13 protein-coding genes are annotated in these 14,987 nt (G+C 58.0%); 5 read left to right on the top strand and 8 right to left on the bottom strand.

Annotated features, from left to right (window positions below):
* The first annotated feature begins 1 nt into the window (after window position 1).
* Both FY156_18015 and FY156_18010 read left to right on the top strand, forming a co-directional pair.
* A complete protein-coding gene (locus FY156_18015) occupies window positions 2-1,393 on the top strand; it encodes an amidohydrolase (protein UXS03455.1) in 1,392 nt (463 codons plus the stop codon).
* Window positions 1,394-1,537: 144 nt separating this feature from the next.
* On the top strand, window positions 1,538-2,371 hold the full coding sequence (locus FY156_18010) for an ABC transporter ATP-binding protein (GenBank protein UXS03454.1): 834 nt from the start codon (window positions 1,538-1,540) through the stop codon (window positions 2,369-2,371).
* Between the two features lie 7 nt (window positions 2,372-2,378).
* Here FY156_18010 and FY156_18005 read toward each other — a convergent pair whose 3' ends face one another.
* The 4 genes from FY156_18005 to FY156_17990 all read right to left on the bottom strand — a co-directional run bounded on the left by FY156_18005 (window position 2,379) and on the right by FY156_17990 (window position 6,605).
* Entirely contained in the window at window positions 2,379-3,377 is a 999-nt protein-coding gene (locus FY156_18005) for an iron chelate uptake ABC transporter family permease subunit (GenBank protein ID UXS03453.1), read from the bottom strand.
* 59 nt (window positions 3,378-3,436) lie between these two features.
* Window positions 3,437-4,477, bottom strand: coding sequence for an iron ABC transporter permease (locus FY156_18000; GenBank protein ID UXS03452.1), 1,041 nt, complete (start codon window positions 4,475-4,477; stop codon window positions 3,437-3,439).
* Window positions 4,478-4,482: 5 nt separating this feature from the next.
* Window positions 4,483-5,433: a Fe2+-enterobactin ABC transporter substrate-binding protein gene (gene fepB, locus FY156_17995; GenBank protein ID UXS03451.1), complete on the bottom strand. Its 951-nt coding sequence runs from the start codon at window positions 5,431-5,433 to the stop codon at window positions 4,483-4,485.
* A 146-nt stretch (window positions 5,434-5,579) separates the two neighbouring features.
* Window positions 5,580-6,605: a helix-turn-helix transcriptional regulator gene (locus FY156_17990; protein ID UXS03450.1), complete on the bottom strand. Its 1,026-nt coding sequence runs from the start codon at window positions 6,603-6,605 to the stop codon at window positions 5,580-5,582.
* Between the two features lie 176 nt (window positions 6,606-6,781).
* Here FY156_17990 and FY156_17985 point away from each other — a divergent pair, with 176 nt between their 5' ends.
* Window positions 6,782-8,938, top strand: coding sequence for a TonB-dependent siderophore receptor (locus FY156_17985; GenBank protein ID UXS03449.1), 2,157 nt, complete (start codon window positions 6,782-6,784; stop codon window positions 8,936-8,938).
* Between the two features lie 74 nt (window positions 8,939-9,012).
* On the opposite strand, the gene FY156_17980 is transcribed toward FY156_17985, so the two are convergent.
* Window positions 9,013-9,867: an alpha/beta hydrolase gene (locus FY156_17980; GenBank protein UXS03448.1), complete on the bottom strand. Its 855-nt coding sequence runs from the start codon at window positions 9,865-9,867 to the stop codon at window positions 9,013-9,015.
* Window positions 9,868-10,171: 304 nt separating this feature from the next.
* A complete protein-coding gene (locus FY156_17975; protein ID UXS05139.1) occupies window positions 10,172-11,353 on the bottom strand; it encodes a peptidase S41 in 1,182 nt (393 codons plus the stop codon).
* Between the two features lie 140 nt (window positions 11,354-11,493).
* Here FY156_17975 and FY156_17970 point away from each other — a divergent pair, with 140 nt between their 5' ends.
* Both FY156_17970 and FY156_17965 read left to right on the top strand, forming a co-directional pair.
* Entirely contained in the window at window positions 11,494-11,661 is a 168-nt protein-coding gene (locus FY156_17970) for a hypothetical protein (protein UXS03447.1), read from the top strand.
* A gap of 211 nt (window positions 11,662-11,872) precedes the next feature.
* Window positions 11,873-12,919: a LacI family transcriptional regulator gene (locus tag FY156_17965; protein UXS03446.1), complete on the top strand. Its 1,047-nt coding sequence runs from the start codon at window positions 11,873-11,875 to the stop codon at window positions 12,917-12,919.
* 10 nt (window positions 12,920-12,929) lie between these two features.
* On the opposite strand, the gene FY156_17960 is transcribed toward FY156_17965, so the two are convergent.
* A complete protein-coding gene (locus FY156_17960; protein ID UXS03445.1) occupies window positions 12,930-13,988 on the bottom strand; it encodes a carbohydrate ABC transporter permease in 1,059 nt (352 codons plus the stop codon).
* A gap of 2 nt (window positions 13,989-13,990) precedes the next feature.
* Complete coding sequence (locus FY156_17955; GenBank protein UXS03444.1) at window positions 13,991-14,986, bottom strand: sugar ABC transporter permease; 996 nt, start codon at window positions 14,984-14,986, stop codon at window positions 13,991-13,993.
* Between the last annotated feature and the right edge of the window lies 1 nt (window position 14,987).

Genomic DNA, 14,987 nt, shown 5'->3' with positions numbered 1-14,987 from the left:
TATGACTTATCTCGATATCATCGAACGGACAGTCGCGTCCCAATCCGACAGTCTGAAATCGGTCTCCGACGCAATCTGGTCGTTTGCCGAAATCCGCTATGAAGAAACGCAGTCTGCAGCCCTTCTGGCCGATGAACTGGAAAAGGCCGGCTTTGATGTCACCCGCAATGCCGGCAACATCGAAACCGCCTTCGTCGCAAGCTACGGAGAAGGCCAGCCCGTCGTTGCAATCCTTGGTGAATTCGATGCGCTGACAGGGTTGAGCCAGAAGAGTGGTGTAACCCAACACGATCCAATTGTTGCTGGTGGTAACGGCCATGGCTGTGGCCACAATCTCCTTGGGACAGGCGCACTTGCCGCCATTCTGGCACTGAAGGCATGCAAGGATGAACTGGGTCTCGCCGGCACGATCCGCTTTTACGGCTGCCCGGCCGAAGAAGGTGGTGGCGGCAAGGCCTACATGGCCCGCGAAGGTCTGTTTTCAGATGTCGACGTTGCCTTCACGTGGCACCCCTGGGATGAGAACCTCGCCTATAATGCCCGGATGCTGGCAACCAACCAGCTCTATTTCACCTTCAAGGGGACAAGCGCCCATGCAGGGTTTGAACCGCACCTTGGACGCTCGGCACTCGATGCCGTCGAACTGACCAACGTGGGCTGCAATTACCTGCGTGAGCACATCATCCAGGATGGCCGCATCCACTATGCGATCACCGATACCGGTGGGAGAGCGCCCAACGTCGTGCAGTCGCAGGCGCAGGTGCTCTACAAGGTGCGAGCCCCCAGAATGGATCAGGTTCGTGACATTACCGAGCGGGTGAAGGATGTTGCCCGAGGTGCGGCCCTGATGACCGGGACGGAACTCGAAATTACTTTCGATGCGGCTTCCGCCGACCTCGTTCCCAATGTCACCCTTGCTCGCATGATGCACCAGGAGTTCGAGAAGTTCGGCGTTGCCAATTTCTCCAACAGCGAGAAGGACTTCGCAGGGAGTATTCAGAAGACGTTCTCAAGTGAAGTGCAGGCGAGGATCGCCAAGCGCGGCAAAATCCTCTCCGAAGACCTGAATGCGTTTGAAGAGGTCCCGACGTTCTTGCATGGATCCACCGATGTCGGTGATGTGAGCTGGCTCGTGCCGACCGGACAGGTCTATGTCGCAACAGAGGCCTATGGAACGCCGCCGCACACCTGGCAGATGGTGTCTCAGGGTACATCGGGTTATGCCCACAAGGGCATGCTGCAGGCCGGAAAGGTGCTGGCTGCATCCGCGGTGAGGGCATTGACGGACCCGGAGCTGATTGCTGTCGCGAAGAAAGAACACCTGGAGCAGCTTGGTGGCGAGAGTTACATACCGCTGATACCGGCGGACGCTCTCCCCCAACGTCTCCGTTGAATTGAAGGGCGAGGCTAGAGCCTCGCCCTTTTGACATCTGTCGCCGGTTCGCTGCGTCCGGCAGATTTTTCTGAAACCGGCATTTGTACTTGACGATGCTTCGGCCACTCGGCCAAAAGGAGCCGACGCAAAGCTGGAGGTTTCATGGTCGCGCCTGTTTCAAAATCAGTGCCGCAAGGCGAGCAATCCCGGCTCGAAGCGCGGGACGTGACGCTGGTCTACGGCGAACGGACGATTTCCCGTGATCTGACCTTCAAGGTTCCCGACGGCCTTTTCACCGTGATTGTCGGTCCCAATGCCTGCGGAAAATCCACGCTTTTGAGGGCGCTTGCACGTATCATCCGGCCTGATAACGGCCATGTCGTTCTCGATGGCAAGCAGATCGAGCGCATTCCTGCGCGCGAAGTTGCGCGCACACTTGGCCTTCTTCCGCAAAGTTCGGTCGCACCCGACGGCATTACCGTAGCCGATCTGGTTGCTCGCGGTCGCTATCCACACCAGTCGTTCCTGCAGCGTTGGAGCCAGGCGGATGAAGACGCCGTCACCTGGGCTATGAAAACGGCCCGGGTGGAAGAACTCGCATCGCGGGCGGTTGACGAACTTTCGGGCGGGCAGCGCCAACGCGTCTGGATTGCGATGGTCCTGGCACAGGAAACGCCGCTTCTCCTTCTCGATGAGCCAACCACATTTCTCGATATCGCGCACCAGATTGAGCTGCTTAACCTGCTCAGAGACCTCAACCGGCGCCAGGGCAATACCGTTGTTGCCGTGCTGCACGACCTCAATCAGGCGTGCCGCTACGCTGATCATATCGTCGTAATGCGCGATGGACGTATCATCACCGAGGGAGATCCGCGCAGTGTGATGACGGCTGATCTCGTGCAGACAGTCTTCGGGCTTGCGGCCGTCGTGATTGACGATCCGGTGACCGGCGATCCCATGGTCGTACCGCTTGACGATCCCGCTCCATCCGCTTGAAGCCGCATCATTTTTGTTTCGAGCGGGTCAATAACCAGAGAAGATAGAGACCGCCGACGAGACCCGTCGTCCGGCCGATCGGTAGCACCAGATCATTGGCAAAGAGCTGGGTGAGCAGATCTGCTGAAACCAGCAGGAAGGCGCCCATGATCGCCGAGCTCAAAACCGGTATGCCACGGGTTGATGTCAGCCGGCTTGCAAGTTGCGGAGCGGCGAGTGCCAGGAAGGCGATCGGCCCAGCCGCACCGGTCGCGACACCAGCAAGCAGCACCGCACAGGCAATCATCCCAAATCGCGTCCGTTCGACCTGGACACCGAGCTGGCGGGCAATATCGTCGCCCATCTCGATCATCCTGAGCCTGTTTGCTGAAAAAGCGGAAATCGGGATCAGGAGTGATGCGCCAGCCATGACGGTCAAGGCGTGATCCCAGCTGCGTGCATCAAGTGAACCGGCAAGCCAGAGATTGGCGGAGATGGCGTTGTCGAGACTACCCTTGACCAGCATCAGGCCGTTGAGCGCGTTGAGCGTTGCTCCAGCACCAATACCGGTCAGAACCAGCCGATAACCACCCGTGGCGCCCTGCTTGAACGACAGGAGGTAGACGAGTGTTGCCGTTATCAGTCCGCCGAGCATCGCGGACAAAGCAACCGCAAGCGGCCCACCGCCGAAGATCACGATCTGTGCCAACGCGCCCGTCGCAGCGCCGGTGGTAAAACCGATAACGTCGGGGGAACCAAGCGCATTGCGCGACACAGACTGGAACACTGCGCCTGAAACACCAAGCGAGGCTCCAGCGAAGAGAGCAACGAGTACCCGTGGCAGACGCAGGTTAAAGACGATCTGCTGGCGCATACCACCTTCTCCATTTCCCAGCACCGCACCGATGACGTCCACGAAGGGGACCGGAACACGTCCAAGGGTCATCGCGTAAACGGCTGCGACAAGCGTTGCTACGAGAAGGAGAAGGCAGACCGCTATGGGACGCGTCTCAAGTGCAAACGACATGCGCCGGCTGCGCCAGACAAGGCGCCGTGGACGAGATGACGCAAGGCGTGCAGGGCGGGTCACAGCTTTGATATCCGGTGGTGGCGCACAAGTGCTATGAAGAACGGCCCACCGATGAGTGCCAGCATGATACCGACGCTGACTTCACCGGGCGGCGCTATAATGCGCCCCAGTGCATCGGCACTTACAGTCAGAAGGGCCGCGATCAGCATCGCATAGGGTAACAGCCAGCGATGGCCGGGGCCGGTTATCAAGCGGGCAATGTGCGGTGCTGTCAATCCGACGAAACCGATCGGCCCAGCCCCTGCCGTCGCGGCCCCCGAAAGGATGATCACTGCGAGCGCCGATAGACCCCAGATGCGAAGTGGATTGCCACCCAGTGCCTTGGCCAGATCGGCTCCAAGGGCTGCCGTATCGAGCGCCTTTGTGAGTGTGAACGCAATAGCAATGCCAAGTGATGCGACCGCAAGGACCGGGAACAAAACCCCGTAGCCACGACCTTGCAGCGAACCGACCGACCAGTTGCGAAACTGGTCGAAGACATGCTCCTCGCTGTTCACCAGCACGATCTGCGTCAGCGACATCAAGACGACGGAAAGGGCTGCACCGGCCAGCACGACGCGGACCGGATTGCCGCCGCGTGAAAGATTGCCAAGCAGGTAAACGGCCGCGCCGGCAAAAGCAGCACCGGCCATGCCAAGCGCCATATAGGCCGTGACTGACGTAATCCCGAAAAGAGCGATAGCGCAGGTGATTGCCACCGCTGCTCCAGCATTGATGCCGAGGATCCCTGGATCGGAAAGCGGATTGCGCGTCAGGGCCTGCATGATGGTGCCGGAAACGCCAAGTGCCGCGCCGACCACGATGGCGAGCAGTGTGCGCGGGATGCGCAGCAGGCGCACCAGGAGATGATCGCTGTTTGACGGATCGAAATTGGTGATCGCATCCCATGTGGTCGACAGAGGGATCGGTCGCGCTCCGGCGGCGATGCCAAGAATGATGGCCGCACCAAGCAAAAGGAAAAGCGCCCCAAGCCCGATCAACCGGTTACGCCCGGTTGTGCGGTTCAGTGTCACTTTGGCGTCCACCTGGTCCTGCAACCGCGTCAGTGTCCAAAATTGGCAACAACGCCATCGACGATTTCCTTGCCGCTGTAGTAGTCGATGCGGAAGGAATTGGCACCAAGTCCGTAGACGCGGCCGCTTTTTACCGAGGGGACGTTGGCAAGAACCGGATCATTGCGGAAGGCGGCGGCCTTGGCGTCATCCACACGCAGGATGAAGGTGGTCTCGGCTTTGAGATCGACCAGATGTTCGTAATTTGCCCAGACAAAATCGTCGCGGCTTTCTGCCTGCGTATGCCACGCCGGATTTGGGTCTTCGATGTCAAAGCCGAGCGAGGCAAGAAGGGCTGCGTGCGGACCTGTCACGCGGCCAATAGGGTTGCTCTGGCCGGCACCATTGAAGCTGATGATGTTGGCCTTTCCGGCAGGGATTTTGATCCTTGCGCGTGCTGCTGCGACGTAAGCGTCGAAATCTGCGATTGATGCGGCCGCATCCTCTTCAAGGCCGGTCGCGCGCCCGAGCTCGGTCGCCAGATCCTGCCAGGAGAGTGCACCATCGTCGACGAGTATGGTCGGGGCGATCTGACGGAATGCGTCAAGCTGGTCCTTGACCGAACCGGCACCACTTGCCGTCACGACGATCAGATCGGGTTGGGCCGCATAGACGGCTTCGAGATCGACCTTGCCGGCCGGCCATGCGCTCTCGACCTTGCGTTCGCCGGCCACGTCTGCCCATTGCGCAAAGAACTTGCCGTTTGCTGCCGAACCACTGGCAGCGACGGGTGCATGGATCGCGAGAAGCGTTCCGGTCAGCGATACCGACGTTGAGAGGATTTTCTGCGGTTTTGCGGGAATTTCCGTCGTGCTGCCATCGACACTGGTAAAGCTGCGCGGCCAGCTTTCGGCGGCGGTGGCAACTGAGCAGAACAGGAGGCATGCAATCGCCGCGGTGACGAATTTCGCTGCGAGACGGCCTGATTTCGCAATGCCCATGGCTGAATTCTCCGCTGACGGCGTAAAAGGGGCAGGGGCTTTACCGTCTGCTCCTGGCCCGTGCGGGCGGCAGCATTAGCATCGCTGACAGAGGCTCGCCAACAAAAATATGAGTGCGACCGGCAGGATAAATCCGATGGCGCGGCTCAGCCTTCGGCTGGACCCGCGTGCCTGCGAAGCGACGACGGTGGATAGCCGAAGCGCTTGCGAAAGGCTGCGGTGAAATTCGAAAGGTGGACATATCCGGCTTCGAAGGCGATGTCGGAAATACTGCGGCTGCTGAAGAGAAGGGCCTGACGCGCTTCATCAAGCCAACGATTGCGGATGAACTCGTTGAGAGAGCAATTATGCGCTTTGCGCACCAGCCGCTGTAGTGTTGCCTGACTGGCGCCGAGTTCGCTTGCCATGTCTGTCACGGAGAGCTCCTGTGCCGAATGGCGGTCAATGTAGCGCACCAGTGCATAGATCCGCTGTTGCTCCGCGGCAGTCAGATTGGTCGGTGGCATCACTGCCTCCGGGCTCGTTCCAAACGCGGTCGTCAAGGCCTCGTAGACAATGGCAAGCGTATGGCTCTCCAGAAGTACGGATGAAAACGGCGGCTTGCGTGCGGCAATATCGAACATCTGCCGGGCCAGAAACTCGACCTTGCGGTTCGGCTGCCACTGCCAGAAGCCAGGTTCTCCGCACAGAAGCGCCCTGAAATTTTCCGGCGTTTCAGCACTTTCGGAAAACCGCTGCAACCATTCGCGCGACATGCCGATGACCATCTTGTCAAGATATTGGCCCTTGCGAGCACGCCGGCGCAGCCTCGCTCCATTTCCATGGGAAACGATTATTGCAGAGGACTGCCACCGGCCCTGTTCGGTCCGCTGCGGCATTGGCATAGGCACACCGTTCAACGATGCCTCGACAAAGCCTTCTAGGAATATCTTGATCGAAACCTGCGCATCAACTGCGACTTCCATCTCCAGGTCATCGACCTGCATACGACGCCCGAAATTGGCATGAATGCCGTCCATCCGCACCTTTCCGACGAGGCCGCAAGCAACAACCGCGTCACCCTGGTCGCCGCCATCAAGCACGCGTACGCCGTTTTTTCGCAATTCGCGTCGCGTCAGGATTGGGTTTGGATCTGCTGCTACGGGCGGAAGAGGGGCAATGGCTCTGTTCACAGAGGTCTCCTGCATAAGTTTATGCGCGGTTAACGAAAGCGGGCACTTTCAAAACCGCCTATACGAATACATGAAATACACACTCAAGAATAGCCGCGACGGGGGACGTCCGGTACTGTTTGGCGCGCCAGGCGCGACAATCGTGTGGAAATAGCCAGTCGTCCAGGGGTATGGAAATGAACGGAACTAAGATCAACGTGCAACGGCCAACCATGAAGCGGCTGGCACACATTCTCATGGCAACCACCGTGCTAACGGGTATGGCAGCAGGTGCGAGCGCGCAGGATGCCACGAGCAGCCAGAGCGACACCACCGAACTTGCGCCGATTGTGCTCGAGGGTGCGACGTACGAGACTGAAGGCACGAACAGCTATACGACCAAACAGATCAGCGTCGGCGACAAGGATACCCGCACCCTGCGCGAGGTTCCGCAATCAACAACGGTGCTCACCCGTGAGCGCCTGGACGACGGAAACTTCTCTTCGCTCGATACTGTCATGCGCAAGACGCCCGGCGTCGTCGTTCTGACCAACGACGACGGCCGTTCCAGCCTCTATTCGCGTGGTTTCGAATTTGACACGCTCTACATGAACGGCCTGTCGACGCCGGTTTCTTCGATCTATGGCACGCAGCCCGACATGGCGGTTGTTGATCACATCGAGATCCTGCGTGGCCCCTCGGGTCTGTTTGGTGGTGCAGGCGAACCGGCCGGTGCCGTCAATATGCGTCTGAAACAGGCGTCGGACGAGTACAAGGCAAGCATCAATACGATCATGAGCTCATGGGACGGCAAACGCGTCGAAGGTGACATCACCGGGCCCCTGACGAAGTCCGGCCGTGTCCGCGGCCGCCTCGTCGGTGTGCTCTCGGGCAAGGACAGCTTTGTCGATGGCGTCGATAACAAGGTTGGTGTCCTCTACGGCACGATCCAGGCAGATCTAACGGAAAATACGACAGCAACACTCAGTATCAATCATACGCAGCGTGACATCTCGCCGTTCAACGGATTGCCGACGCTGGCGAATGGCACACTGCTCGATTTGCCGCGTTCGACCTATACCGGAGCGGATTGGAACAGCTTCGAAAACAACGTCACGCAGTATATCGCTGAAATCGAACACCGCTTTGAAGATGGCGGCCATGCCAAGGTTTCCGCCCTTTATTCGCACGTCGATGTCGATTTCCTTTATGCCTATGCGGCCGGTGCCGCAAACTCATCTGGCGTCGTCACCACCGGCACGCGCTGGCTGGCACGCGATTATGAGCAGGATTCGGTTTCGCTCGACGCCCATATCAGCCGCCCATTCGAAGTCTTTGGTCTGGAAAACAACATCATTGCCGGTGTTGACTATCGCGGCAGCGATGACAGCCTGAGATCAGCGACAGGGGTGATTGCCGGCGCTCAAAACCTTTATAACTGGAACACCCATCTGGCCAAGCCGACAGTCACGTTCGGCAGTGCGACGGAAACCGAGAGCGACCAGTACGGCATTTACGGCCAATGGCGTATCAAGCCAATCGACAGGCTTACTTTGATCGGTGGCGGTCGCTTTAGCTGGTATGACGCGCAGTCTGGTAGCAGCGAGGTCAAGGTCAACGGCGAGTTCACACCTTATGCCGGTATTGTCTACGATCTGACCGACCGTCTGTCGGCCTATGCGAGCTATACCCAGATCTTCCAGCCGCAGTCGGCAGTCGACGCGTCCGGTGCGATCATCGATCCCCGTACCGGCGAACAGTATGAAGTCGGCCTGAAGGCAGAACTGACCGATGGTCTGAATGCTTCGCTTGCCTGGTTCGATCTGACGGATGAAAACCGTGCCGTCACCGATCCGAACAACACCAACTATTACCTCGCCCTCGGTAAAGCGCACATGCGCGGTATCGAATTCGAGGTCAATGGCGAAATCCTCCCGAACTGGGAAGCGATGGCCGGCTACACCTATACGGATACAGAATACAAGAACACGACACGCGCAGCAGGTTCCGAATACTACACGCCGGAGCATATGGTACAGCTCTTCACCAAATACACGTTTGAAGGCACGGGTAACTGGACAGACGGTTTCTTTGTCGGCGGTGGTGTGAAGCTCTTCTCGTCATTCAAAAACGTGTCGCGAACTGCTGCAGGTGGCGCAACCACCATCAATGCTCCGGGCTATGGCGTGGTTGATCTGCAGGCCGGATACAAGTTCAACGACCATGTCACGGCGAGCCTGACGGTCAACAACGTCTTCAACAAGACCTACTATGAACGCGTCGGCGGTACCTCGGTGTTCAACTTCTACGGTGAACCGCGCAGCTTCGTCTTCAAGATCGGCACGACCTTCTGATTTCATTAGAAGCGAAGCTGAAATAAAGCGACCCGGAACCAAGGTTTCGGGTCGTTTGCTATTTTGTCCAAACTTTATCCGTCGATCTCGCTTTCGCCGAATGCCATCGCCTTTACGCGCCTGACGCCGTGCAGGAGCATGTCGAAATGGTCGTGATCGGCAGCAACGGTGAGCTCAATTTTCAAGGTGGGATTGGCCTTGCGGATTAGCTCGGCAGCCTCAGAAATATTGTCGACCATGGCCCGTTTTGACAGGTGATCCTGCCGCCCCGCCGGCAAGGCATGTGTCGCATATTGCTCATCCTTGCCAACGGTGAGAACCACGCGCTCTGCTGTCAACGATCCTGCATCTTGCCTTAAACGGCGCATCATCATCGCATCGCTGAACCAGAGCGATGGGCTGGCTGCCCAATAGCGCTGGAAATAGAATGGACAGTGGAGAAGCGTATGGACGGTGAACAGCCCACCATAGGAAAACCCGAACAGCGTGTGCCGCTCTGGATCCAGCGGATAGCGCTCACAAAGGGCAGGTCTGAGCTCTTCTGCAAGGAAATGCAGGAAGTCATCGGCGCCACCAAATCCGCTCGAGACAAGATCGCCCGTCTCTCGATCAGGTTTCGGCGTGTAGTTGCGCGATCTTGCCGGGGCGTCGAAGGGCGCGCCTCCGGGAAAGCCGATTGCAACAGTTAGACCGCGCTTGTCGCCGGCTGACGTTTTGGGAAACAGGCCGTGCGCCGGTTGACTGAAGATCAGCGGGAAGCTTGCGTCGCCGTCAAGCATCCACAAGGTGGGATAGCCCGATGGGGGAGGTGGCTCGGATGGAAGGCGCACAAGCACGCGATAGGTTTCACCGGTGCGCCGCGAGCGGATTTCGAAGGTTCGTGCAGCCGGAAGCTGAACCGGTTGCCATTCGCCCATGTCTTGCATCATCGCGGTAATCTTCGTCCGATCTGGTGTCCTAGACTGGCCCAGACAGACAAAGTCCGACCGAACCGATTTCGGTCAAAACCTATCAGAGATCAGTGGGTTATGATATCTTTCTGTTTATCGAAGTTAGCAGTTTTACACTGCGGATTGAGAGCGATCCAAAGCGTCTGAAACCCCCTTTGGTGTTACCCCTCTTTCACTCGTCGCGCATCCAGGCCGTGTACCGACTCTGTGCGTTATGCCGGTGTCGGAATGACCCAAATCATGCCCGGGGACGGGCGGAAGCAATGCGGGGTCAAGCGGCTGTTCAGGTATTCAGACTGTCGAAAACCTTTAGGCAGAACCGATCGAGCGTTTCAGTATCATCCGAATTCGCGACCCAGGAATGGTCCAGTTTTAGGTCTCCGATAGAGACAATTCGTTGAGCGATCTCGGCCGGAGTCGTCTCGTCGATGCGACCACCCGCCCAATCATGAAAGGCTGTAGAATATCGAACGACCGCTCCACTTGAAGGCAGGTCGATTGTTCCACCTTCTGCAAAGAATGTCAGCCCGTCCCCCATTTCTTCCCCGATAAGCACGAGCCGCTCTCCCAGACGGTCCTTCAGGATGGCGGCAAAGACGACCGCGGCGGAAAAGGAGAATTTGTCGACCAGCAAACCGACCCGGCGATCTTCAGACCCGCGCGAGATCGCGTCGATCAAAGGCATGGTGCGAAGAAAGTCGCCGCCGGTATTTCCGCGAATGTCAATGAGGAGGGGACTGCCGGGGCGCGAACTGACGCGTTCTGCCGCCTCGACAATCGCACTCGAAAGTTCAGTTTCTCCGGGATCGAAAAAACTCGGGAGGATCATGAGCATGCCGGGCTGGCCGAAGTCTTTGACCCCGCAATAGGGCTTGGGCAGCCAGGATGCGTCGGCTTTTCCATGCTCATTTCGCGGGTAGAATGTGGATGTCGGAACCAGATTTGCGGCGTCGAGAGACAGTTCGCTGATCCGTCCGGTATTGTCGCATATCTTGTACGTGATCTTGTCGCTACCTGACCAAACGCCGAGGCGCTGCAATGCGCCTGGCCAGGCGAAAAGGATGGCGCCGATAACGCGTTTTCGTTGCGGTGTCCCCGCCAAATATGTCTCTGCAGATAGTTCGATCTCGCCTGCGGGAACACCATTGATGGATATCAACTCGCCCCCTATCGCCTCTGAAAACTCTGACGTGGCATTGAGCAGGCGTGTGGCGGTGCCGATTGCCACGAACCGCAGGGGGAGAACCGAAATGGCATCGTTTGGGATCAGTCGTGTATGCCCGTTCGCCGGAAGTGCGAGAAGGCGCATCACGGAAAGCAGGAAATCATCCTTCGAGTTCGCGAGCGCTCTCTCACGGGCCTCGATAATGTGACGATCCAGTTCCTTGCGTCCAATAGAACGGAAGCTGGGGTCAACCGGCAGGACCGTTTTCACAATTTGCTCTAGGTCTTCGATCATGGACAGATGAAAACGTGTATTCGAGGGTGATGCAACCTTCAATACGGGATGATTGCCCGAAATCGCCGCGCAGGATGTGAGAGGCCGCGTTTTAAAGTTTCATTCTCAGCCGGTGCCTTCTACCATTCGTCTCGTCAGGGACACTGGTGCAAGGTTCTGATTTCGTGCTCGACCAGGACCCGGACCGGCAGGCAAGATGGGCTATGCGGCACATCCTCTCCCAACTCGGCGTCGCTGGCTCGAAGTTCTCGACAGTCAAGAGGCCTGAATTGCGGCTGTTCTGCGCAGCCAATCTTCAGGACTTCGATTCCTGAAAGGGCAAACAAGCCTGTCAATATAGTCACCTCGCGATGAGTGTACACAAAGGCGAGCAAAGCACAGAAATCGATTCCGCTTTTGCAGGCGATGTTATAGTCTTGGAAATATTCCGATACAGACGTCGGATGTTTCAGAAGCCTTCTGCAGGGAGTTGAGTTGCATGCCGCCCGCGCCATCCGCAGACCAGTGGTTGACCGGCTCTGCCGCATGAGGGTCGATAGGAAACCGACACTCAAGGATGTTGCGCGTGAGGCGAATGTTTCGCTGAGCACGGCGTCCCACGCCATCAACGGAACAGCACCGCTGACAGTAGAGGTTCGCGAGCGCGTCCTTGAGGCTGCCCGCTCTCTCGGTTATCTCGAAAACCGGAGACAGAAAGCAACCATTGCGACTTTGCGTGTCGTGCTCTTGGCAATGACCAATGACGCAGCGCCCCAAAGCGATCTCAACATGGTAAGCTGGACCATGCTGAATGGTTTTCGGCGTGAATGCGAAAGGCGCGGAATTCGCATCGTACCCTTCGTCAGTGCGAGCAACCGGCTCGATCCAGCCGAGGTGGGAGAGGTTGCTGCGGCCTCAAATGTCGATGGTATCGTCGTCTTGAACGACGACCGTCAGGAACTCGTCCAGGCACTGGCTGCATTGCACAAGCCCGTCGTCCTCATCAATGGCGAGGACCCGGCCATGGTCGTCGATACGGTGACGGCCGAAAACCGTTTTGGCGCCAGGCTCGGTATCGAGCACCTTCTGTCTCTCGGACATCGCAAGGTTCTGCACATCACCTGGAAAGGCCGCACAACAATCCGCCGCCGCTACGATGGTTATAGCGACGCGTTCTTTGCTGCAGGTCTACCCGTCCCCGCGGATATGATTGTCGAGGCAGAAAGCTACGAGCCTGAATGCGGTGAACGGACAATTCAGGCCCTCCTTCAGGAAAATCCGCCGCTGCGCAATGCGACGGCGGTCTTCTGTGCGGCAGACAATCTGGCACTCGGCTGTCTTAAGGCCCTGACGGAAGCTGGGCTTCGGGTCCCCGAGGACGTTTCCGTCCTGGGTTTTGATGACATCATGCCGGCGACTTTCAGCGCGCCGCCTTTGAGCACCATACAGCTGCCGGCCGACAGGCTCGGAGGTGCTGCCCTTTCCCTGCTCGAGCAACGACTTGTGGCTGCCGATCCGTCACGCCCGGCACACAGGCTGGAACTGGGCTGTCGTCTCATTCTCAGGGGCAGCATCGCGCCGCCCCCGAAATAGCCTTACGCTCTTATTTCATTCCCGTCCCGGCAATACCGGTGGTGATGTAACGCTGCAGGAACAGGAACACGAGCGTAACAGGCGCAAGGCTGAGGAAGGTCATGGCGAGAATATAGTGCCATTGAACCGAGAATTCGCCCTGGAACGAATTGAGGCCTACCTGCAACGTGAAGTTCTCGCGGCTGGAAAGCACGATCAACGGCCAGAGAAAGTCGTTCCAGCGCCATAGAACCGAGAAGATCGCAAGCACTGCAAGTGCCGGTGCGGTCAAAGGCAAGATGATACGCCAGAAAATCCTGAACTCACTGGCAGCATCGACGCGAGCCGCCTCGATCAACTCATCTGGAATAGTCAGCATATATTGTCGTAGCAGGAAAACACCTGTCGGCGTGGCGACGGTCGGAATGATGACGCCCCAGAGATTGTCCACGAGACCAACACCGACAACCACCAGATAAGCGGGCACCATGACGACGGTGAGCGGGATCATCATGGTCGAGATGATCAGCACGAAAATCGCCTTGTCGCCACGGAACTTGTATTTCGAAAGCGCGAAGGCTGCCATGGCGTTGACGATCAGGGTGAGGATCGTTGCCACTGTCGTGACGAAGACGGAGTTCTTGAGAAAGGTCAGAAAGCTGAACTGCGTGAGGGGGTCAGTGAAGTTTTCGGTTGCAATGGTCAGGCGCTGGACCGGCGAAATTTCGCGTGTGTCGACGCTGACAGGCTCACCGGGCGCCTTCGGATCGACCATCTGAGCCTTGATGCCGATGCGGCGGACCATCGCCATTTCATGCGCCTCACCATTGATGGTGACGTTCCAGAGGCTCAACGGTTTGTCATAACCCTGAACCTCAACCTGAACTGCGGTGCGCGGCAGGAGGCTTGGCGGAAAACGGGTGATTTCCGCTTCCGGTTTCATCGAGGACATGGCGGCCCACACCACGGGGACGAGGACGGCCAGGGTCCCGCCGATCAGCCAAACCCAGGAGAGGATGTCGGTCAGGTCGACCCGTCCCGGGCGGCGGGTTCTGGTGAGGAACCCGATTGCGTTGCGATTGCCGGACATGATCAGGACTCCATCTTCTTACCGAGGCGTAGCTGCACGAGTGTCAGGATGAGGAGCACAAGGCCCATCAGCACGGACGCGGCGGAGGCAAGGCCAAACAGCCTCAGATCGCTGCCGAATGCCATCTGGTAGATATATTGAACGACAAAGGTGTTGGCGGTACCGGGCCCGCCTCCATTGGTCAGCACCCAGGCCTCATCGAAGATCTGTACCGAGCGGATCATGAGAAGGATCAGCACGACAAGAAGGTTGGGCCCGAGCAGCGGTAACGTGATCCGAAAAAGAGTGCGCCGTGGCGAGGCAGCATCAATCGCGGCCGCTTCATAAAGATCTTTTGGAATGGCCTGAAGGCCAGCCAGCAGGATCAGTGTGTAAAAGCCCATATGGAACCAGACAGATACAACGACGACAAAGAAGCGCGACCAGCCGACGTCCAGAAGGAAAATCTCAGGGGGAACGCCGAGCATCTGGAAGAACGCATTGAGCAGCCCGTTACGATCGAGGAACCACTTCCAGATCAGGCCGATGACTACAGGCGAAAGCAAAACGGGGTAGAAGAACATTGCCCGGAAGAAACCGCGCGCGGCAATCGCCCGGTTGAGGATCAGCGCCGTGACCAGGGCCACGAAAAGGGTCGCGATGACATTGAAGGCAACAAACCACAGCGTGTTCCAGATCGCCGTCCAGAAGAGCGATTCACGGCAGCTTCCCGGGTCCATGTAGCTCGTGCAATCCAGCAATTTGCTGAAATTGTCGAGACCGACGAAGGGACGATCCGATATCAGAAGCTCGGTGCCGCCTGTAAAGGCGTAACCGACGGCGATTGCGATCGGCAGGAATGTGAAGATGCCAAAAAGGACGAGGTTTGGCATCAGGAAGAGGTACGGCATGCGCTTTCTGCCGATCACCCTTTCTATACCGTTGAGCGGGCGCTCGATCAGCGCCATTGCCGCTTCAAGGGCCCGATCGGCAATTCCTGATATATTGGGAGCAGCCATC

This window comes from Agrobacterium tumefaciens, assembly GCA_025559845.1.
Classification (GTDB): Bacteria; Pseudomonadota; Alphaproteobacteria; order Rhizobiales; family Rhizobiaceae; genus Agrobacterium.
This window is presented reverse-complemented; position numbering and strand designations above follow the sequence as displayed.

What these genes read in the sequence shown, in the direction of transcription:
- FY156_18015 (UXS03455.1), top strand. Translation starts at nt 2, where the DNA reads ATGACTTATCTCGATATCATCGAACGGACAGTCGCGTCCCAATCCGAC.
- FY156_18010 (UXS03454.1), top strand. Translation starts at nt 1,538, where the DNA reads ATGGTCGCGCCTGTTTCAAAATCAGTGCCGCAAGGCGAGCAATCCCGG.
- FY156_18005 (UXS03453.1), bottom strand. Translation starts at nt 3,377, where the DNA reads ATGTCGTTTGCACTTGAGACGCGTCCCATAGCGGTCTGCCTTCTCCTT.
- fepB (UXS03451.1), bottom strand. Translation starts at nt 5,433, where the DNA reads ATGGGCATTGCGAAATCAGGCCGTCTCGCAGCGAAATTCGTCACCGCG.
- FY156_17985 (UXS03449.1), top strand. Translation starts at nt 6,782, where the DNA reads ATGAACGGAACTAAGATCAACGTGCAACGGCCAACCATGAAGCGGCTG.
- FY156_17980 (UXS03448.1), bottom strand. Translation starts at nt 9,867, where the DNA reads ATGATGCAAGACATGGGCGAATGGCAACCGGTTCAGCTTCCGGCTGCA.
- FY156_17965 (UXS03446.1), top strand. Translation starts at nt 11,873, where the DNA reads ATGAGGGTCGATAGGAAACCGACACTCAAGGATGTTGCGCGTGAGGCG.
- FY156_17960 (UXS03445.1), bottom strand. Translation starts at nt 13,988, where the DNA reads ATGTCCGGCAATCGCAACGCAATCGGGTTCCTCACCAGAACCCGCCGC.
- FY156_17955 (UXS03444.1), bottom strand. Translation starts at nt 14,986, where the DNA reads ATGGCTGCTCCCAATATATCAGGAATTGCCGATCGGGCCCTTGAAGCG.